The sequence below is a fragment of the Thermogemmatispora argillosa genome (genome assembly GCF_059696725.1).
The window spans coordinates 911,296-931,218 of sequence record NZ_AP019377.1; the positions used below are offsets into that span (position 1 = coordinate 911,296).

General features: G+C 60.0%; 9 protein-coding genes and 1 pseudogene. 2 read left to right on the forward strand and 8 right to left on the reverse strand.

Going from position 1 to position 19,923, the window contains the following annotated elements:
• Window positions 1-159: 159 nt before the first annotated feature.
• From AC6H1L_RS03595 to AC6H1L_RS03620, 6 genes are all read right to left on the reverse strand, one after another.
• Window positions 160-4,158: a tetratricopeptide repeat protein gene (locus tag AC6H1L_RS03595; RefSeq protein ID WP_497600183.1), complete on the reverse strand. Its 3,999-nt coding sequence runs from the start codon at window positions 4,156-4,158 to the stop codon at window positions 160-162.
• Window positions 4,159-4,564: 406 nt separating this feature from the next.
• On the reverse strand, window positions 4,565-5,863 hold the full coding sequence (gene obgE, locus AC6H1L_RS03600; RefSeq protein ID WP_497600184.1) for a GTPase ObgE: 1,299 nt from the start codon (window positions 5,861-5,863) through the stop codon (window positions 4,565-4,567).
• A gap of 372 nt (window positions 5,864-6,235) precedes the next feature.
• Window positions 6,236-6,838, reverse strand: a complete 603-nt coding sequence (locus tag AC6H1L_RS03605) for a Dps family protein (RefSeq protein WP_497600185.1) — start codon at window positions 6,836-6,838, stop codon at window positions 6,236-6,238.
• A gap of 279 nt (window positions 6,839-7,117) precedes the next feature.
• On the reverse strand, window positions 7,118-8,500 hold the full coding sequence (locus tag AC6H1L_RS03610; RefSeq protein ID WP_497600186.1) for an NAD(P)/FAD-dependent oxidoreductase: 1,383 nt from the start codon (window positions 8,498-8,500) through the stop codon (window positions 7,118-7,120).
• Between the two features lie 332 nt (window positions 8,501-8,832).
• Window positions 8,833-10,530 (reverse strand): beta-N-acetylhexosaminidase, encoded by a 1,698-nt coding sequence (locus tag AC6H1L_RS03615; protein WP_497600187.1) that lies wholly within the window; start codon window positions 10,528-10,530, stop codon window positions 8,833-8,835.
• A gap of 377 nt (window positions 10,531-10,907) precedes the next feature.
• Entirely contained in the window at window positions 10,908-11,540 is a 633-nt protein-coding gene (locus tag AC6H1L_RS03620) for a mycothiol-dependent nitroreductase Rv2466c family protein (protein WP_497600188.1), read from the reverse strand.
• A gap of 338 nt (window positions 11,541-11,878) precedes the next feature.
• Between AC6H1L_RS03620 and AC6H1L_RS03625 the strand changes: the two genes are divergently transcribed.
• Window positions 11,879-13,093: a 6-phosphofructokinase gene (locus AC6H1L_RS03625; RefSeq protein WP_497600189.1), complete on the forward strand. Its 1,215-nt coding sequence runs from the start codon at window positions 11,879-11,881 to the stop codon at window positions 13,091-13,093.
• Window positions 13,094-13,905: 812 nt separating this feature from the next.
• Complete coding sequence (locus AC6H1L_RS03630) at window positions 13,906-16,158, forward strand: sodium-translocating pyrophosphatase (protein WP_497600190.1); 2,253 nt, start codon at window positions 13,906-13,908, stop codon at window positions 16,156-16,158.
• Window positions 16,159-16,633: 475 nt separating this feature from the next.
• Here the strand turns inward: AC6H1L_RS03630 and AC6H1L_RS03635 are convergent, their stop codons facing one another.
• Both AC6H1L_RS03635 and AC6H1L_RS03640 read right to left on the reverse strand, forming a co-directional pair.
• Complete coding sequence (locus AC6H1L_RS03635; RefSeq protein ID WP_497601500.1) at window positions 16,634-17,347, reverse strand: TSCPD domain-containing protein; 714 nt, start codon at window positions 17,345-17,347, stop codon at window positions 16,634-16,636.
• A 57-nt stretch (window positions 17,348-17,404) separates the two neighbouring features.
• Window positions 17,405-19,774: pseudogene (locus tag AC6H1L_RS03640) on the reverse strand (ribonucleotide reductase barrel domain-containing protein); the annotation flags it as partial.
• Window positions 19,775-19,923 lie beyond the last annotated feature (149 nt).

The following is a 19,923-nucleotide window of genomic DNA, read 5'->3' on the forward strand; positions in this document are numbered from 1 at the left end:
CTCGCGCGTTGAGAGCCAGGCTCGTGGGTTGCGCGTACTGGCCAGAGGTCCGCGCCTGACTGCCGGCCGAGATAAGGGGCTAGCCGGCTGGGCCAGCGAAGGGCAGCAGGTAAAGGCAGGCAGGTGAACAGTAGCTTGGCCGACCCGGCCTTCTTGGGGTCAAGAAGCCTCTGAGGCCGGGTCAGTCCTTTCATTGGCCAGAATGAGAGGTGTGGGTGGCAGCGACTCGGTCTGAACGCGCTGATCATCTGGCCCTGTCTGATCCGCTTCTTCAGAAAGAAGGCCCTCAAGGCGCTGCTGGAGGGCGCGCCGTGCAGGATGCTCAAGGCGCTGATCAGCCAGCAAAGCCCTGGTCCAATGTTGTTGGGCGGCGGCGCGCTGCCCGAGGGCCCAGGCCAGCTCTCCTAGCCCCTGGTGGATCGCGCTGATTTCTAACGGTGCTCCTAGCTCGCTCGCCAGCGCTAGAGCCTGCTCGTAGTAGGTCTGGGCCTCGTTGAAAGCCCTTAGCAGGCGCGCGGCATCACCCAGGCCGCGTAAGGCCTGGACTGTCAGGGGGCGCGCTTCTTGCTCTTGCGCCAGGGAAAGTGCTTGCTCAAAATATTCACTGGCTTCGTGGAGAGCACCTTCGGCGAGTGCCAGAGAGCCTAAGGCGATGAGCACCTGGGCCTGATCGACACGGTTGCCCAGGCCCGTGAAAATAGCCAGGGCTTTTTCGTAGAAGCTGCGAGCGGTTCCCCAATCGCCAAGGGCACGGCGCACCTCTCCTCTGATGCAGAGCGCCAGCCCTTCCCCTGGCCGCATTCCTTGTTCTTGGAAGATTTCGAGCGCCAGGGAAGTGGCCTGATCAGCATCATCGGGGTGCGCCTCCTCCAGAGAGAGCAGCGCCCGCTGCGCGAGAGCCCAGGCGCTGCCGGTCCGCAGTCCAAGCGAGGCAAAGAGACGCTGCGCTTCCTGGCAGGCAGCCTGAGCCTCTCCATAGTTGGCAAGGGCCTGCCAGATCCGGCAGCTCTGGAGGAGGGCCCAGCCACATCCCTCCTGGTCGCCACTGGCTCGCAGCTCGGCCAGAGCCGAGCGGCAGGAGGCGAGGGCTTCCCGATAGCGACCAGAGCGTCGTAAGATCTCGCCTTGAACTAGCAAGGCCCAGGCAGAGCCTTTGTGGCTGCCTCCTCGCTCGAAGCCCGCCAGGGCCTGGGCAGCATAGTCGGCAGCTTGACTGAGGTTACCTTCGTCACAGGCCAGCATAGCCAGTTCGTAGAAGGTCCAGGCGGCCTCTTCTTGCTGGTTTTGCTCCTGATGAAGTTGTAAACTGCGCTTCAGGCAGGCTACAGCCTCGGTATAGTTACCGAGTTGACGCAGAATGGCTCCCAGGCAGCACTGAATCTGACCTTCGCCTGTCTTATCTTCGATGCGCACCGCATAGGAGCCAGCACGGCGCAGGATGGCCAGCAGTTGGGAGGCATAGCCACGCCCACACAAGGCCCAGGAGGCCCGTACCGCCGTGCGTACCGCTTCTTCTAGCTCCTCAGCCCCGACAAGGTGCTCAAAGGCCGCAAACCATTCCTCGGGGCTGAGATGAGGCAGCCCCAGGTAATAGGCTGCCACAACCCGATGCACCCGCCGCCGTTCTTCTGCCGGCAGATAGGAGAGAGCAAAGTTGCGGACCTGCGGGTGAATGCTGTAGACCCGTCCATCGAAACCCATAAATGAAGCCTGGACCAGCTCATCGCGAGCCGCACGCCAGTTGTTGGCAAGCTCATCGGGTATGACCGTCCCAGCGCTACGCGGCTTGCCAGCAGTCCGCTCGCTGTCTCCCGATGCCTCACCAGGCGAGGCCAGACGAGTTAACGAGAGATGGAGGGGCGGCCTTTCAGAGCTGTGGGGAGCAATCAGCATCACGATCTGGTTGGTGCCGAAGGGGAGGCGAAAAGCTGAGAGATAGGAGAGCAGTAGGCGCGCCGCGGGCGAGAGACGCAGATAGGCTACTTCCAGGGCGGCCCAAATGCCGGCCAGCGGCGTTTCGCGCAGCTCATCGCGAATCTCTTCCAGCGAGCGCGTGGCAGCCTCGGGCGTAAAGACCTTACCTCCAATAGAGCGGGCAGCCCCAAAGATCAATTCTGCCCCTAGCGGATAGCCATCCAGTAGCGTACAGATCTCCCGCAGAATCTCCTGCTGAACCGGGTCATCGAGATGAATGCGCTTGTCCAGACCGCTCTGAGCCGCCAGCTCGCTAAAGAGCCGCAGGAGATCCTCATCGGTCATCTTGCCAACCGGATACTCATACCAGCGCCAGGCCGCCCCCTCCTGTAGACCCAGTGTGGCAGGATGCGAGCGCGAGGTGAGCAGGACGACCACGCGCTCGGGAAGCTCTCCAAGGAACCGGAGCCAGAGTTTTGACTCAGTCTGATCGGTCACCTCCTCAAAGCCATCGATGAGCAACAAACAGGGAAGCTCGCGATCAGTACGGGCATGCAGGGCATTGAGCAGATAGCGCGCTCGCTGACGCAGATCCGGTATTGATAGCAGGCGGCTGGCCAGGCCAGGAAAAGCCTGAGCCATCTCGACCACGGCTTCCGCGAAGGTCTTGCCTCCCTGCAGCGAGATCCCAATCACGCCCCCGTTACCGGGAAACTTATCGCGATTACGCCGCGCCACCTCGAAAGCCAGGGCGCTTTTGCCAATGCCGACCGGGCCAGTCAGTACGATCTGGCGCAGACGCGAACGTGGCTGCTGCCCGCGCAGGCTGGGGAGTTCTTCTTCGGTTTGTGCGGCTGTCGTGATGAGCTGGGTTAGCTCTTGAATCTCACGCTCACGGCCTACAAAGCAGGTGGGCACAGGAAAGTTCGTCAGGAAAAGGTCGCGCTCCTCAGTCTCTTCTTCTTGAACCAGCAGCGGGACCGGCTCCTCACAGCCAGGGCTGGCATGCCGATAGAGGACCGGGATAAACCAGCCGCTGTGATGAGGGGAGAGCAAGGCATGACGCGCCCGCGAGAGGGCTTCCTCCAGGGTGCGCCCGGTGGCCAGGGCTTCGTAGAAATGGTAGATAAAGACTGGGCTGAGGTTGTCTTGCAATGAGAAGGGCATGGCCACAACCGCCGGGATCTGGGCCGTGACGAGCGCGGTGGCTAGCGAGTTGTCAAGAGCGACCTGCCGCTGACGGGAGCGCTCGCGCTCCAGGCGCGCCGTTTCGCAGGCCGCCAATACGATCAGACGCACATCGCTGGTGACGAGCAGCTCCCGCAGCGAGTGCGTATCAATGTAGCAGCGCTTCCCCTGCTCATCGCAGAAGCAGAGATAGGTCTGCGCACTCACGCGGGCCAACGAGGTACCACAGGCCCGACAGCGCCGCTGATCAGGTTCATTGAAAGCCCCGCACTCCTCACGCGGGCAGACACGCCCGTAGTCACCGTGGCCGTCAAAATGGACGACGTAGCAGGGAATCTGTACTTCGCTATCGTCAAGGATGCCAGCACCTCCATAGGCGTTCAGATAGCGCACCAGCTCGCTAAAGGTGCATGGCTCTAGTCGATCGAGAATCAACTGACCACTCTCGATAAGAGGTGCAAGACCGCGGCGCAGAGCATCATAGCTACGCTCGGTCTCTAGCGGCTCACAGTCTGCGGGGGCCGCTCCGATGTAGAGAACGCGCAACGGGGGATGGACAGGCAGCTCACAGCCTCCCGGCTCATCAGGACGCAGCAGTATGCGGGTCAGCGTAAAGACGCCCGTGGCTACCAGGAAATATTCACTGTTGTGCAGCAGTTCCCAGGGATAGAGGATGAACTCATCGCAGCCAGGCGTAAAACTGAGCGTAAGCGCCACTGTGCCGCGACGACGTAGGGTCCGCTGAATCACGCTATGCAGCAGGCCACCTACGGATTCACCCTGCTCATGCATCCCGTTGAGGCGAGCGCCAGCCCTCCCAGAAGCTCCGGGCTGCTTTCCACAAAGGGCCGCAAAGAGTCGCTCTCCGATTTCACGCTGCCCCTGACCATCAATCTCTTGATGATCCAGGCGCTTGAGTAGCGTAGTAAGGGAGCGCGGAGTAAACGGGGGAATGAAGTCGCCGCTGACACTCTTCCCAGACCAGCTATCCCGGACCTCCACGGCAAAGCCGCCCTCAGCGCGGGTGCGAAAGAGTATGTTCAGTGTCTCACCCATCTGTGCGGTCACTCTTCTCTTCCATAATGACAGCGCGCTTTGCTACGCGGGCTTTCTAGTAGAAGAACTTGAGCGATTGTGAATGTTCTTTGTTTCAGTCTTACAGTATAGCACAGAAAGCTAGGCATTAGGAGCGAAATCGGTCAGACCAGAGATCCCCTACAGAAGATGCCAGCCTGGCGGGACAAGGCTCAGGTCGCTGGGCTGCTATCCCTCACCTTCTTTGCGCCGCTGTTCTCCCAGCCCCCGACTAGGGATAGACTGGGCGTCGTCTGGCCCCAGTGCCTTGCGCTGTGGTCCGGTCTAGCGAAAAGATGAGGTGCGCTGCGCTGCTGAAGACAAGGGGACAGCAGCGCGCGGCAGGGCCCACCCTGCCGCCGCTTCCCTGGTTGTCTCCCAACGCTCCCTATTCACCCCAGAGCAGTTCAACCTTGCCAAAGCGCACCACATCGCCCACCTGGACGCCTGCCTCTTCCAGAGCACGCGTCACCCCCATCCTCTCCAGGGTAATCTGTAAACGGTCCATGCTTTCTCTGCTGTCGAGTCGCGTCATGCTAACAATGCGCTCTACACGCTTCCCTCGCACGACAAAGACGCCATTCTCTTTACTAATCGTAAAGGCATCTTCGGGAACTGGTCGCAGAATGGGGCCTTGTGACGGCTGCTCGGTCGCTAATGCATCCTGCTGCTCCTGGCGCTTGATCTCCTCCAAACGCCGGGCTACAGCCTGCATGAGCTCGGTCGTCCCTTGATGGGCGGCTGCCGAGATGGCAAAGGCGGGATAGCCAGCCTGCTCAAGCCGCTCCTTGAGGGCCGGCCAGCGCTCACGCGCCTGGGGCAGGTCCATTTTGTTAAGGACCACGATCTGCGGGCGGCGCGCGAGCTGGCGATCATAGCTCTCCAGTTCGCGGTTAATGGCCTGAAAATTGTCCCAGAGATCGTTTTCGGAGGCTCCATCAAGGAGATGGATGAGCAGGCGTGTCCGTTGAATATGGCGCAAGAATTCGAGGCCCAGGCCTGCCCCCTGCGCCGCCCCTTCTATTAGCCCAGGGATGTCAGCCAGTACAAAGCTGAGCAGGTCGGGGCTGCCGGCCTGGCCTAACTGGACTACTCCTAGATTCGGCGTCAGGGTTGTAAAGGGATAGTCAGCGATCTTGGGACGAGCGGCTGTCACGACCGAGAGCAGGGTCGATTTTCCCGCGTTCGGGTAGCCGACCAGCCCTACATCGGCGATCAGCCGCAGCTCCAGCAGGAGCCAGCGTTCTTCACCTGGCTCGCCATTTTGGGCCTCGCGCGGGGCCTGATTGGTCGGCGTGGCAAAATGGACGTTGCCCAAACCGCCGCGCCCGCCACGCGCTACCATGACGCGCTGGCCATCCTCTACCAGATCAGCGAGCAGCTCTCCGGTCTCGGCATCCTTGACCAGGGTGCCACAGGGTACGATCAGCTCTATGTCTTCACCGCTGGCCCCGTGCATGCGCTGTCGCCTGCCAGGCTGCCCGTTGCCAGCCTTGAAATGCTGATGATAGCGATATTCAATAAGGGTATTGACCGCCGCGCTGGCTCGCAGGTAAACGCTCCCTCCTCGCCCTCCATCTCCGCCATCTGGCCCGCCACGCGGCACATACTTTTCACGACGAAAATGGATTGCTCCGCTGCCTCCATCTCCCGCTTTGACAAAGATCTTGACCTGATCGTAGAACATAGATGCAATCCTGCAACAATATAGGCAAAGTCTTGCTCGCTTGCCTCAGCATTGGATTATAACGCGATGTTATACTATAGCACAAAGCGCGTTGATGGGAAAGAGGGAGCGCCCAGCCGGGACCGTAAGGCAGAAGGCAGAGAGCGGCAAGCCAGGCCAGTCAGGCGAGGAAGAAGAAACAAGGCGTTGGCACGGGAGCGCGCGAGAGCAAGCAGGGCCTCTGCGTGTTTGGAGCCGGTGGCGTTGCCCCCGCTCATCTCCAGTGGCAATAATACAAGCGCCAGCCTCTAAGGGCGGCTTGGAGGCTGGCGCTATTGGTATGACACAAGCAGTTAGCAGCCTTAAGGCAGTAGCCGCAGTTTCTGCCTGCGATCAGGCTGTGCCGTCTTCGCCTATGAGCGGGGTATCGACGAGATGCTGTGAGATAAACCAGACATGCATTTCATGCATGCGAAGTATGTCAGACATCAGCATATCATTAGTGCCGTAGTCTTTGCATTGCTCTGTCAGCTCAATCCCCTGACGCAGCTCCTTGATGACTGTGCGATGAGCTTCCAGCAGGCGGGCCAGCATCGAGGGGACGCTTTCGGCCCCACTGGGTGGACGCTCAATGTTGGTGCGCTCGACTACATCAAAGGGCATGCCGAGGGCTACTCCTCCCAACGTCTGGATACGCTCGCCGATGAGATCAATGGTCTGCAGGATCTCCTCAGCATGCTTATCAAAGAGGAGGTGGAGCTGATAGAAAGTCGGGCCGGCCACCTGCCAGTGGTGCTTCTTGTAGAGATGGTAGAGCGTGATCGAGTCGGCCAGCACCTGATTAAGCATCTCGATGCTCTGCTTACGCGCCTCCTCGGGCAGCTCAATGGGAAGTTGACGCACCTGCTGGGGCGTCTGAATCTCGTACATGCGCTGTTTCAGGCGCGGCTGGCCCTCAAAGGTTGTCTTACCGCTGCTATGCGTGCGCGTCGTCATATGCCCAACCTTTCCTTTCCTGATCCTCAAACTCAGGCGTTCGTGCGTAAAGCTTTGGACTACTCTCCAGAGAGGACACGCACCAGCGATCCAGCAGGTTTCAGGCATTCACTGCAAGCTGGCACGCTGCCCTACACACTAGACGCCCGCCGTTGATGGAAACAGGTAAAGCGGCACCGGCAGACGACGCCCCCAGATCGACCGCCGTGTCTGTCGATCTCTTTCAACGATGGGCGTCGCCTGCGAACCGCGGCCCCGGCTGAAGCAAAGCGATTGTTGTCAGTCCAGAGCTGCCAGCGGCACCGCTTCCCGACTGCTGGCGCGCTCCGGGTAGAGGATCAGGCGAGCACCACGCTGGAAGGTGAGATAGGCCCACGCCCATTGAAAGAGAACCAGGACGCGGTTGCGGAAACCGATCAAGTAGAAAATGTGGACCGTCAGCCACAAGATCCAGGCCAGGAAGCCTGTCAAGCGCAATCTGCCAATCTGCAACAAGCCCCAGGCCCGCCCCACGGTCGCCAGGTTCCCTTTATTGATATAGTGGAAGGGTGGAGGTTCGCGACCGGCCAAGCGCTGGAGAATGGCGCGCGCAACGTAGCGGCCTTCTTGCATGGCCACTGGCGCCAGGCCAGGCAAGGGCTGACCGTTTTCCTCGACGTGAGCCGTATCACCGATCACAAAGATTTCCGGGTGGCCAGGTAGACTGAGGTCGGGATTGACCTTGACGCGTCCGGCGCGATCAACTTCGGCCTGAAGCCAGCGACCTGCAGGTGAAGCCTGAACCCCGGCGGTCCAGATGACGGTTTTCGCTGGCAGATACTCGCCAGCGATTACCACTCCATTCTCATCAACGGCTTCCACAGGCGCAGAGGTACGTACCTCGACGCCCAGGCGGTTGAGGGCGCGCCGCGCTTTCTCGGCTAACTCAGCGGGGAAGGAGAGCAGGATGCGCGGGGCAGCCTCGACCAGGATGATGCGCGCCGAGTGGGGATTGATATTCCGAAAGTCGGCGGCCAGTGCCTTGTGAGCTAGCTCGGCAATGGCGCCGGCCATCTCGACACCTGTAGGGCCAGCTCCAACGAGCACAAAGGTCAACAGGGCGCGCTGCCGGTCAGGATCGCTCTCCATTTCGGCGGCTTCAAAGGCTAACAGAATCTGTCGTCGCAGGCGCGTCGCATCCTCCAGGGTTTTTAGGCCTGGAGCATAGCGGGCCCACTCAGGATGACCAAAGTAGTTTTGGCCGGCCCCGGTGGCAATGATCAGGTAATCGTAGGCAATGCTCCGCTCACCACGCTCATCGAGGAGCACGCGCTTGCCCTCTGTGTCAACGCCCGTGACTTCGGCCAGGAGTACACGCGTATTGCGCTGCCGCCTGAGCACATGGCGAATGGGAGCACTGATATCGGCGGGCGAGAGGGCCGCCGTGGCCACTTGATAAAGCAAGGGCTGAAAGAGATGGTGATTGGTACGGTCAATGACCGTTACTCTAACCGGGGCTTTGCCCAAGGCACGCGCCGCCTGTAAGCCGCCAAACCCCCCGCCAACAATGACAACATGCGGGAGCGCGTCATGCTCTGTCTCTGTATGCTGAACACGCTGGTTGTCGCCTGTGCAGGAGGAAGACAGTCCCAGCGAGATAGGGCGATTCTTTGTTTTCGGCATAGCTCTTCTTCTCTTCCTTTACTCCCTCGGGAGAAAAAACGACGATAGGAGTTCTGACGCTCCTTCGTCGTCTTCGGATAGGTCATGGTCTCGCTCCTGCCCGCGGAAGGCAGGCCTGACTTGTCTTGCTATGCTGTTCAGTAGGTGAGCACCATCAGCAGAGGGCTACGTCGCCTCTTTCTAAAGAAGAAAACACGCCAGTCCCCCGCTCACATTCCAGACAGCGGCCATCCCAGGCCCTAGAAATGCTCCCTCGCGCCGGACGGTGACCACTCGCCCGCGCTTTTTGATTCAGCCGGAGGGATGGCGCGGCGCGGCGCGTCAGGCCGCGCTCAGAGACGGCGCCTCCAAAGCGTGCCCATTACCAGAGGCTCCGATCTGCTCAGGGAGCGGCCTTCGTGGCCGTACCCCTGCTGGTGCGGCGTGAATTCAAAGGGGAGCGGCGGTTCCGGTAGATGGGTGCCCGGTACGGCGCTGAGCTGCAAGGCTAGCTGCACGAATTGGCCATAGGGGAGGGGCGTCTCTCCACTCCAGAGCTTCTGGCTCAACACGTGCACCGCCGGTTCAATACGGTCGTCAATTTGGGCATCACTGACCACGTTGAGCTTATCATTCCAGAGGGCAAACATGGCTCCCAGCAGATGTGGGTCGTTGGGCGCCAGGTTCAGATGAGGATCGGTCAGATCGAAGATAAAGGGCTGCCAGCGCGTGTAGAGCGTCTTCGTATCAAGATAGTCGTGATAGTAGCCTGCGCGCGGTACGATGTAGAGTAGATTGTCGTTCATATTAATGAGCTGAAAGCCCTCGCGCGCCATTTGCACAGGATTGGCCCAACGATTGTTCCAAATGTCTAATACAATTGAACGAGCTACCGGTACGCGGCTCTTCATGAGCGAGAGACTTCCCCACATACGGACCGTCTTGCCCTTGCTGCTGAGGAAGGCCGCCAGGCGATTGACAAAGGCCCGATAGCGATCAGCATCGTTGAGCGCGTACTCATCAGCCCCAATATGAACCTGACTGCTGGCAAACCAGGGTAGAAACTCATTCCAGAGGTCCTCAACGAAGCGCAGAGAGCCGGGATTGGCCAGGTTGAGGAACTCTTTAGAGGCATGGGGACTGGCTAGATCGGGACGATATTGGGTCAGAGCCAGATCATGGGCCGGGGTGTCGATCTCAGGGATGAGCGTGACAGCATGCGTTTGGGCTAGTGCTTGCAGAGAGGCGATGTCAGCTCGACTGTAAGCCCCATCACGCGCCGCCAGGCCGCGAAAACGTGCGCTTTGGAGGCGGAAAGCTGCATACTGCCGCCGCCAATCAGGCCGCTCACCGGCTCCCGGAGCGTTGTCGTTGAGGTGAAGCTGGAATTCGTTCATCTTAAACCAGGAAAGGAGCCGGATATAGTCGGCTAGCAGCCCCGGCGTAAAGTAGCGCCGGCCCACATCCAACATGAAACCACGGACAGGATAGCGGGGATAATCGCGCGCCATGCCTCGCGCAAGTTGACTTCTGAACGGATCTTGCATGAGCATCTGGAGCACTGTGCGCGTGCCATAGAAGATACCCGCCTCAGTGTGCGCACTGATCGTCAGGGTATCCGCAATCACCAGCACATAGCCCTCGCTTCCAATCACTGGATCGTCATTCTTCAATGTAAGCCAGAGGTCGCCAGTGCTGGGGGTTTCCTGTGTAACAATAGGCAAACGAAGACCAGAGACGGCCTGCAGATCCTGCTGAAAGACGAGGGCCGTCGCTCGCAAGCGAGCTGCTGCAGGGGGATCGAGGACAATGCGCGCGCCAGCAGAGAGGGTAAAGGTCCCCAGGCCTCCGTGCCACTCGCGCAGCGTTGGAATCACCAGAGGCGCTGCATTGACAGAGAGAGGCAAGGAAGAGAGAAAGATGGCGAAGCGAGCCCCCACCAGGAAGAGGCCCAGCAGGGCCAACACCAGGGCCCCCACCAGACGCCAGGTCAGGCGAAAACGTGCTAGAGGCCATCCTCTTCCAAACAAAGTCAGTTGCGGAGAAATCACGACCAAGCTCTCCGTGCAGTTATCAGCATCGTTCGTGTTCCATTGTAGTCTCTGGCGCCTGCTTTTCCTAGTAAGACGAGCTGATTAGCAGAATAGTACCATATTATAGCCTTTTCTAGTGATGATAGCTCCCAGGACCAAGGCCCAAGGCGCCACACGCGAGCAACAAGAGAGACCGGAAGGAACCTCTCTCGGGGGCGCTAGAGAAGGAGGGAAAGGAAAGCAAAAGAAAAGAGGTCCGAGAAGCACAGGCCCGGCCAGCCAGCCAGCTAGCCACCTCAAGCGAGCAGAGCCTGTCTCTCGAACCCGCATCAGCAGACCTGCAGTGCGTCGGCGCGGCGCGGATCGCTGCGCCACGAAGCCAGACCGATGCGCTGCTACTCAGCGATTGGCTCCAGTTTGACGCCGGCCCGATCGCGCTTTAACTCATAGAGATTCGGCTGCCGCAGGGCCCAGTAGAAATGATCCCAATACTCTCCGGCCTCAGCGCCGCGCGGGACCTCGATAATCACGGGACCATAAAAGCCCACGTGCGAGCCTTCGAGAGCGATAGTCGGGACGCCGAAGGCGTGGTAGCGCTCAACCGCTTCCTGATGATCAGCTTGAACTTCACGAATGGTTGACTCGTCAGCCAACGCTTCATCAACCAAACCCGCATGTAAGCCTGCCTTTTGCAGGGCAGCTCGCACCCCCGCCGCATCCGAGATACTCTCACGGCGGCCATGCTGGGCAGCACCAAGAGCCAGATAATAGCGCTCCACTCCCTCATTGCCCTCGCGACGCCGCACCAGTGCCAGCGTGCGCAGGCCAGCCCAGCCGTGATCTTCATAGTTCGGCTGCGCCCCTTCCTTGCGATTGACGATCTCCAGACTGAAGAAGCGCCAGGTTACAGCGACCGCACGCACTTTGCGCACTTCACGCATCCAGAGCGCTGTACGCCAGGCCAGGGGACAAAGCGGATCAAAATGGAAGTTCACCTTAATGGGCGTGGCGGATGCTTGTTGAGTCATAGGATGACAAATGCTCCTCTAATCGATGGGTAAAACGGTGGTGTTGCGAGAAGGCACCAGTGACTGAAATGGCTGTTATCACCATACAATCTGGAGCGCGGGACTGTCAAGGCAAGCCAACGCGCTGCTGGTCGCTCGCGCTTCCACCTATTCATTTTCATTCTCATTGGTCAGCCGGGCGGGCCAGCGCCTATGTATGCCCCTGCCCTGACGTGTCTCGAACCGTCGGCCCTCTTTGCCAATGGTCAGTCACCTATTTACCAGAACCGTAGTTTATGAGATACTGCAAAAGGCAAACATCCCTAGCATCCCTAGGAACTCAGGAGGGACAGGAAATCATGCCAGGACAGATCAAAAGCCCCGTGCGTACGCTCGGCGTCCTAACCGGCGGCGGCGATGTACCGGGGCTGAACGCCGCCATCAAAGCACTGGTCTATCGGGCGGAGACACTGGGGATCAAGATCATCGGTCTCCGCTACGGATGGAGAGGCATCACTTTCCTCAACCGCAACCGCGCGCGCGATGAGCAGATCTTCCGCGCCGACGACCCGCAAACCTGGGACGATCACTATTTGATGCCGCTCAGTCGGCTGAATACGCGCACGATCGATCGCCAGGGTGGGACGATCTTGCTCTCAACGCGCACGAACCCTGCACGCGTCCGCGTCAGCGAGCTGCCCGAGCATTTGAAGCACCGCGGCGAAGGACGCGACGCCCAGGAATACCTGGATCTGACTGATGAGGTTCTGGCGAATATCGAGTTTCTGGGCCTGGATGGCCTGGTCGTCATCGGCGGCGATGACACGCTGAGCTACGGGGCTGTGCTTGCGGCGAAGGGAGTTCCGGTCTGGGGAATTCCGAAGACGATGGACAACGATGTTCCTGGCACTGATTACTGCATCGGCTTCCAGACGGCCATCAACCGTGCAAGTGAGTTTATCGGGCGCCTGCGCTCGACTCTCGGCTCCCACAGCGAGACAGCGCTTTTCCGCCTCTTTGGACGCGATGCCGGTTTCACTGCCCTGGAAACGGCTATTGTGACCTGGGCCGATCGCCTGCTGATCCCCGAGGTGCCGGCCAATATCGATCATCTGGCTGAGTTGATAGCCAGCGATCGGCGCAATAACCCGAATCACTATTCGATCGTGGTCCTCTCGGAAGGGGCGAATCTGGGCATGCCAGTGCCGGAGGTCGGCCCGGCGGATGCCTATGGCCATCGCAAGAAGGCTAACGTAGCTGAGTTTCTCGCCGGTCAGCTGAGCGAGCGGCTCCCCGGTGTGCGCTTCTTGCCGATCGATCTGACCTACATTCTGCGCAGCGGTGAGCCGGATGTCTATGATCGCCACATGGCTATCTATTTCGCCAATATGGCGATGAGCCTGGTGGAGCAGGGTATTCAGGGCGCGATGGTCGGCTATCGCGAGGGGAAGGTGATCTACACCGATTTGCCTGGCAAGGATAAGCCGCCGCGGCGCGTTGATCCCGATGACTACCACCCAACTCGCTACCGCCCGCGCTTCGAGCGCATCAGCGGGCCGTACATGCCGCTCTGAGGGCGGTTGCCTCTCTTTCCTCCTGGCTCTGCCTGCCGTGGTAAGCGTCAGGCAGGGGCCTTCAAGTCCCGCGCCCTGGAGACGGCAAGGCCCTCTCCGCATGAGGAATGAAGCAGGGGATCGGTGAGGTGCAGGCAGGCGTCCAGCGTCGGCGTTGCCGCTTATCATAGCGAGGAGGCGGCTTCGCCGATCCCTACTCGTTCTCTCCTCTTCGCCTCCTTCTCTCTGGGAGAGGCAGGTCAGATACTCCCCGTCAGCTTGCTGCTGGCCTCGCTATGCAAGCGCTCCTTTGGTCTATCCGCTGGGCACGTTCCTTCCTTTCTCTTCTTCTCTCTACGTGGAGCGACCCCAGGCGCGAGGCCGTCTGCGGCTGGAGCAGGAACAGACCAGGTATGGTTACCCTCCGTGTAAGGGCAGGACGTCTTGAGCATGAGCAAAGCCTCTAGCCTGTCCACTCAGCCCGGTCAGAGGAGGTTGATCATGGCTGCATTTTTTTGCTATTTCATTACAGGGTTAACTATCGATTATAGCTGTTACGGGCGGGCCCGGTGAAGGTGAAGCGAAGGGCGCTGTGTGGGCCTGGTGAGGGTCTTTCAGAGCCAGCTTAGAGGCAGCTTTAGCTATTTTTCAAACTTGACGAAAGACAGGATAATATGATAAATAAGAATAATGTTCTACTGCTAGCATCGTCAGTCCGCCCGCACCAGGGCCTTGCTACTTCCTGCTGTCACGGCCATCGCCAGATTGTTCTGGCCTCACTTTGTTTGAGCTGGGTGTTGGTATTGACACTATCTGCCTTCCAAGGAGGTTGAATGGTCTCTTACATCTTGGTCCCCATCGTTGTGGGACTTCTTGCCGTGCTGTTTGCGGCCTTCTTGATCAACGACGTGCTGCGGAGAGATACAGGTACGCCTTCAATGCAGAAGATCGCGAATGCCATCTTCTCCGGCGCAACCGCCTTTCTCAACAGGCAGTATCGCACTATCGCATTGCTAGCGATTGTGGCGGCTGTCTTAGTAGCAGCTGCCCTGGCGCTCCTTGGCCAGGGGACAGCGGCTGATCGGTTCAATCTGGCCTGGCACACCGCTCTCGCTTTCCTGGTGGGAGCGCTCTGCTCTGGTATCTCGGGCTATACAGGCATGTATGTTGCCGTGAAGTCCAATAGCCGCACCGCCAGTGCAGCGCGCCGCAGCCTGGGCGAAGCCCTGGTCGTGGCCCTGCGCGGGGGGGCCGTCTCTGGCTTCCTGGTGGTAGCGCTTTCGATACTGGGTGTCTCTTTGCTCTTCACCGCCTTTGGCGGCCTGTCCAGTCCGGCCACAACGCCGTCGCTGATCGTTGGCTTTGGCTTCGGCGCTAGCTTTGTGGCCCTCTTCGCCCAGCTCGGCGGCGGTATCTATACTAAGGCTGCCGATATGGGGGCGGATCTGGTCGGCAAGGTTGAGGCGAATATTCCCGAGGACGACCCGCGCAATCCGGCGGTGGTGGCCGATCTGGTCGGCGATAATGTGGGTGACTGCGCCGGGCGCGGTGCTGATCTCTTCGAGTCGACGGCTGCCGAGAATATTGGTACGATGATCCTGGGGGCTACTCTCTATCAGGCCACAGGCAACGTCGGCTGGATGCTCTTCCCGCTTGTGCTGGGCGCTTTCGGGTTGATCGCTTCGGCTATCGGTGTGCTCTCGGTTCGAGCTTCGGCTGTGATTGAACCTGAGAAGGCGGCTGGCCGCGATCCCGGCCAGATTGCTATGCAGCGCCTGAATATCGGTTACTATATTACCTGTGCTCTCTCGCTCGTCGGCATGTTCTTGGGCTGCTATCTGCTGCTCGGACAGAGTAATGTCGCGGCGAACTATGGCCTGCCCGCCTGGCTCTGGTTCGCGCTGGCCGGTACGGTCGGCATTGCTTTGAGCATCGCCTTCGTCTTTATCACGCAGTACTATACCTCCGGGACCTGGCGCCCGGTGCGTGAGATCGCTGCGGCGACGCTGACCGGCCCTGCTACGACGATTATCAGCGGCATTACGGTGGGTTTTGAGTGCATCGTCCCGCCTGTGTTAGCCATCAGTGCCGCTCTGGGCCTGGCTTACTTCTTCGGTAGCCAGGTGCATATCCCGCTGGCTACGCTCGGGGCTATTAATGTCAGTGGGATCTTCGGTACGGCTGTCGCCACCGTCGGTATGCTGATGAGCTGCGCTTATATCCTGACGATGGATACGTTCGGTCCGATTACGGATAATGCCGGCGGCATCAGCGAGATGAGTGGCCAGTCCGAGTCGGTGCGGGCCATTACGGATGCGCTCGACAGCGTCGGCAATACGACGAAGGCTTTGACGAAGGGCTACGGCCTTGGTTCCGCCGCTCTGGCCGCCTTCTTGCTCTTCAGTGCCTATCTGGATGTTCTCTATGGCTTCCGTCACGATCCGTCGGTCTATCGCGTCGATCTGGCCAATTTGAGCACGTTCATTGCGGGCCTGCTCGGTCTCGCTTTGATCTTCTTCTTCAGCTCGCTGGCGATCCGCGCCGTGGGCAAGGCCGCCGGACGCATGATCGAGGAGGTGCGCCGTCAGTTCCGCGAGAATCCGCGCATTATGGCCGAGAACCCTGATGAGCGGGTCGATCCCGATTACGCTCGCTGCGTGGACATCAGCACGTCAGGCGCTCTGCGCGCGATGGTCTGGCCTGGCGCAGTCGCGGTCTTGACTCCGATTGCCGTAGGCGCCATCCTCGGCCCGCAGGCGGCTGCCGGCCTGTTGATGGTGGCTACGATGGGCGGTATTGTGGTCGCGCTCTTCTTGAATAATGGCGGTGGCGCCTGGGACAATGCCAAGAAATATATCGAGGCGGGCTATCTGCGCGTGAATGTGAAAGGCGAGATTGTTCCGCCCGATGATCCCGAAGGGATTGTTCTGGGCAAGAAGAGCGAGCCGCACAAGGCGAGCGTGATCGGCGATACTGTTGGTGATCCTTTCAAGGATACTGCTGGTCCCTCGCTGCACGTGCTCATTAAGTTGCTGAGTACAATCACGCTGGTGCTCGCTCCTCTCTTCTACTTCCTGCATGTCTAGCTCTTATCTGACGGCTCGGCTCGCGGGAGACGAGAAGGGAGGGAAAGCTCAGCCAGGCTCACCCAGCCGAATGCGGGGGAGGAGAGGAGGTACAGGCCAGGCCTGATCTTGTCAAGGTCATGGCCTATGGTCAGGCCTGGACCAGGTCTGGTCTGACATCTGGGCGCTGCTTTGCCTGGGTGTTTCCTCTGTTCTTGCCATGCGTGTGGGAAGCATCTTCGGAAGGCAGACATGGCCTGGGGAGCCTGACTTGCTCTGGATTGTCTCGCTGGCTCCGGGCTGTATTGCAGGCATGGCGTGAAACGGTCTGCAGAGAGAAAAGACAAAGGAGAGGGGCGGAGATCCTCCCTCCACAGGCGAGGTCTTCCGCCCCTCTCTCTTTTTTTGCTGGCTTGCCTTTTTTGGCTCTAGCTGTTTCCTGGCGCGGCCAGTTCAGGCAGGAAGGCGAGCGGCCCTGTTCGGCGGCTGGCTTAGGCTAGCATTCGCTATAGCCGCAGCTATAGCATTTACGACAGCCCTCTTCATAGACCATCGTGTTGCAGCCGCATTGCGGGCACAGGTTGCCAGTGACGTTGAGGTAGCCGAGGCGCAATGGTTCGCCCGCGCTGTTGCTCTGACTCTCGCTCTGCGGCTGGTGATGGAAAGAGGCCGGCGTGTTCGAGCCGCTTTCGAGCATCTCTAGATGCAGCTCCAGTGCTCTTGCTACGGCGTCGGGCAGGGAGCGAATCTGCTGGATACCGAAGCCGACAGAGCGGCTGCCAGCGATGCCCCGTAGTTGCTCGGCGACTTCGCGCATGCGATCAACCTGCGAGAGTGGGCTGGGAATGCGCAGGATGAGTGAGATCAGGCGCCCTAGAGCTTCGGCCAGCGCCAGGATGTCGCTGCCGGCCTTGCCGACATTGACGAAGACTTCTAGTGGGCCGTGCTCGTCACTGTTGATGGTAACGTTGACTTTGCCTTCGGGGGCGCGGATCTTGCGCGTGTAGCCGTGCAGGACCTCGGGCGGTGGCTTGATCATTGGCCCGTGGCCGGCACTCTGCTCAGGCTTGCTTTCGTTGCGCAGCGGCGGCTGCTCCTGGCCAGTCTGGGCCGTTGATGTGGGCGGCTGGGCCGCCGCCGTGTGCTGCTGTTGCTCCGGTTTCTTCTCTTCGATATGGGAAAGCACTCCGACTCGTGATCCGTCGCGCATATAGGTAATGCCTTTGCAGCCAAGTTCGTAGGCTAGCGTGTAGAGCTTTTTAACGTCGTCGACCGTGTGGCTGTTGGGCGCGTTGACGGTCTTGCTGATGCTGGCATCGGTGTACTTCTGAATAGTGGCCTGGACACGTACGTGTTGTTCCGGGGTGAGATCGTTGGCCGCCACGAAGTAGTCGGGAATCGGTTCGCCCGGGTGCTCGTCTCGCCAGGCCTTGAAAAGCGGATGGTAGAGGATATGCTCCCCTGTGCGGTCGCGGCGCACCATCGCGAAGTCGTAGACGGGCTCGATGCCGGAGCTGACGCCGGCAAAGAGGCTGGTGGTACCCGTTGGCGCCTGGGTCAGCAGCACGGCGTTACGGATGCCTTGCTTGCGAATCTTGTCCTGGATATGCTTGGGCAGGCGCTGGATAAAGCGCCCCTGCATGTATTTCTCGCGGTCAAAGCGCGGGAAGGGCCCCTTTTCGGCGGCAATGTCGGCAGAGGCATCGTACGCTGCGTCGCGAATGGTACGATAGATGCGCTCAATGACGGGGATGGAGCGATCGCTGCCATATGGGATCTTCATTTTGATCAGGGCATCGGCCAGGCCCATGGTGCCCAGTCCGGTGCGCCGCGTGGCCATCTGCGCCTGCCGGTTCTCTTCAATAAAGTACTCGTTGGCATCGATGACGTTGTCAAGGAAGCGCATGGCCACACGTGCAATCTCGGCGAGCTGTTGATAGTCCATCTCGCCGTCTTTGACGAAGGCGGCCAGGTTGAGGGCACCCAGGTTACAGACGCCCCAGGGCGGGAGAGGCTGCTCTCCGCAGTTGTGCACGACCAGGCCATTGGCGATGAAGAGATGCATCTGCGGCTCAACTAGATCATAGACCAGCTCTTGACCATCTGGCTCCAGGCTCTCGAAGGTGGCCAGATACTCTTCGGCTGGCTCCTCGTGGGCCGTGTCCTGGGAGACCTGGGAGAGCGCAGCGCTTAGGATGCTCTGGCGACTCGCCGGCAGGAGGCCGATTTGCTCGCTGAAGCGTCGCAGTTGCGCGCCGCTGATGCATAGTTCCTCCGCTTCTGTCCCGTGGGTCGCCTGCGCCTGATCCAGATGCCGAGGTCGGATCTGGGAGAGAATGGCAAAATTCAGAAGGAGTCTCTGAATGTCTTCGAGGAGTGTGCGCGAGCAGCCGCTGAGCAGGAGGCTGTAGCCATGCTGGCGATCGCATGTGAGCGTAGCCGCCAGCGAGAAGAGGAGCGCCAGGAACCCCTGTTGCATAGGGCGATTGCCACGCAGTACGGCGGCGGGCAGATGGTCGCGTAGTGCCTGCTCTTCGGCAGCAGTCAGGGCCTGAGCGTGAGCAAGGACGGTGCTGCTGAGGGCGGCTTGGGGTGCTGGGAGGCCGTTGGCTTTGAGGCACAGCCAGGCAAGCGCCTGACCCAGTTCGGCGCTGCCCTCAGTGCCAAAGGCGCCGCCGTGTCGCAGCAGATGGAGTCGCTCGCCCGGGCGCAGATCAGCGGCAGCTTTCCATCCCGTGGTTGTGAGGATGCGGTGATCAGCCGTCAGGCGCAGGCTGTAGCCTTCGCGTGTGCGCAGTCGATAGACGGGCTTGATGCCTGTGGGGAAAACCGGGCTGGCCAGCCGCAGGCGACGGCCGAGCAAGGTTGGTCTGTGCTCGCTCTGGTGGCCGGCGGTCTGGGGTGCGCTGCCGACGAGGGCCGCCAGCGACAGGCTGAGGTTCTCTGAGACAATTTCTACGGGCTGCCCGTTCTGAGCCAGCTCGCTCGCGGGGATCAGGCCCTTACTGGTATAGATGAGGGTGTCACCGGTGACGCAGGGATTGACACAATTGATCTTTTCGTAATACCAGGTATTCGATTCTTTGTTGCAGCGGTCCATGAAGACGACGCCCGGCTCAGCCGATTCCCAGGCCGACTTACAGATCAGGTCCCAGAGATCGCGGGCCCGCACCGTCTTCTTGACCTCACCCTGCCAGATCAGGTCCCACGGCTCGTCGTTTTTGACGGCCTGCATGAAGCGATCGGAGATGCAGACTGAGAGATTAGCATGCTCGATCTTCCCTTCAGTGCGTTTGACTGTGATGAATTCTTCGACGTCGGGATGGGTGTCATCGAGCATGAGCATGAGCGCGCCGCGTCGCGAGCCGCCCTGTTGGATGACATCGCCTGTGGCCACCGAATAGAGCTGAGCCCAGGAGCAGGGGCCAGAGGCGGTGCCATTGACGGTCTTGATATAGGAGCCACGGGGCCGTAGAGTCGACAGGTTGATACCAACACCACCGCCGCGGGCCATGATCTCAGTCATGATCTTGAGGTTGTCAAGAATGCCCTGGCGGCTGTCTTCGGGGCTGGGAATAACGTAACAGTTCGAGACGACGAGGCCCGCCGCTACGAACGAGTGGTCTTCTTCAACCTCTATATCCAGTACAGGGCCAGTGTAATCAGCGATGGCGATTTCGTCAACACGCACCCATTTCAGGCCTTCGTGCTCAAAGAAGGATTGCAAAGCGCTGGTATGATCGGGCGCTTGCATACCAAAGAATTGCTCAAAGAGCGGCGCGCCCT

Excerpts from the sequence above, each read along its gene's own strand:
- AC6H1L_RS03595 (WP_497600183.1), bottom strand. The coding sequence starts at position 4,158 with ATGGGTGAGACACTGAACATACTCTTTCGCACCCGCGCTGAGGGCGGC.
- obgE (WP_497600184.1), bottom strand. The coding sequence starts at position 5,863 with ATGTTCTACGATCAGGTCAAGATCTTTGTCAAAGCGGGAGATGGAGGC.
- AC6H1L_RS03605 (WP_497600185.1), bottom strand. The coding sequence starts at position 6,838 with ATGACGACGCGCACGCATAGCAGCGGTAAGACAACCTTTGAGGGCCAG.
- AC6H1L_RS03610 (WP_497600186.1), bottom strand. The coding sequence starts at position 8,500 with ATGCCGAAAACAAAGAATCGCCCTATCTCGCTGGGACTGTCTTCCTCC.
- AC6H1L_RS03620 (WP_497600188.1), bottom strand. The coding sequence starts at position 11,540 with ATGACTCAACAAGCATCCGCCACGCCCATTAAGGTGAACTTCCATTTT.
- AC6H1L_RS03625 (WP_497600189.1), top strand. The coding sequence starts at position 11,879 with ATGCCAGGACAGATCAAAAGCCCCGTGCGTACGCTCGGCGTCCTAACC.
- AC6H1L_RS03630 (WP_497600190.1), top strand. The coding sequence starts at position 13,906 with ATGGTCTCTTACATCTTGGTCCCCATCGTTGTGGGACTTCTTGCCGTG.
- AC6H1L_RS03635 (WP_497601500.1), bottom strand. The coding sequence starts at position 17,347 with ATGCGCGACGGATCACGAGTCGGAGTGCTTTCCCATATCGAAGAGAAG.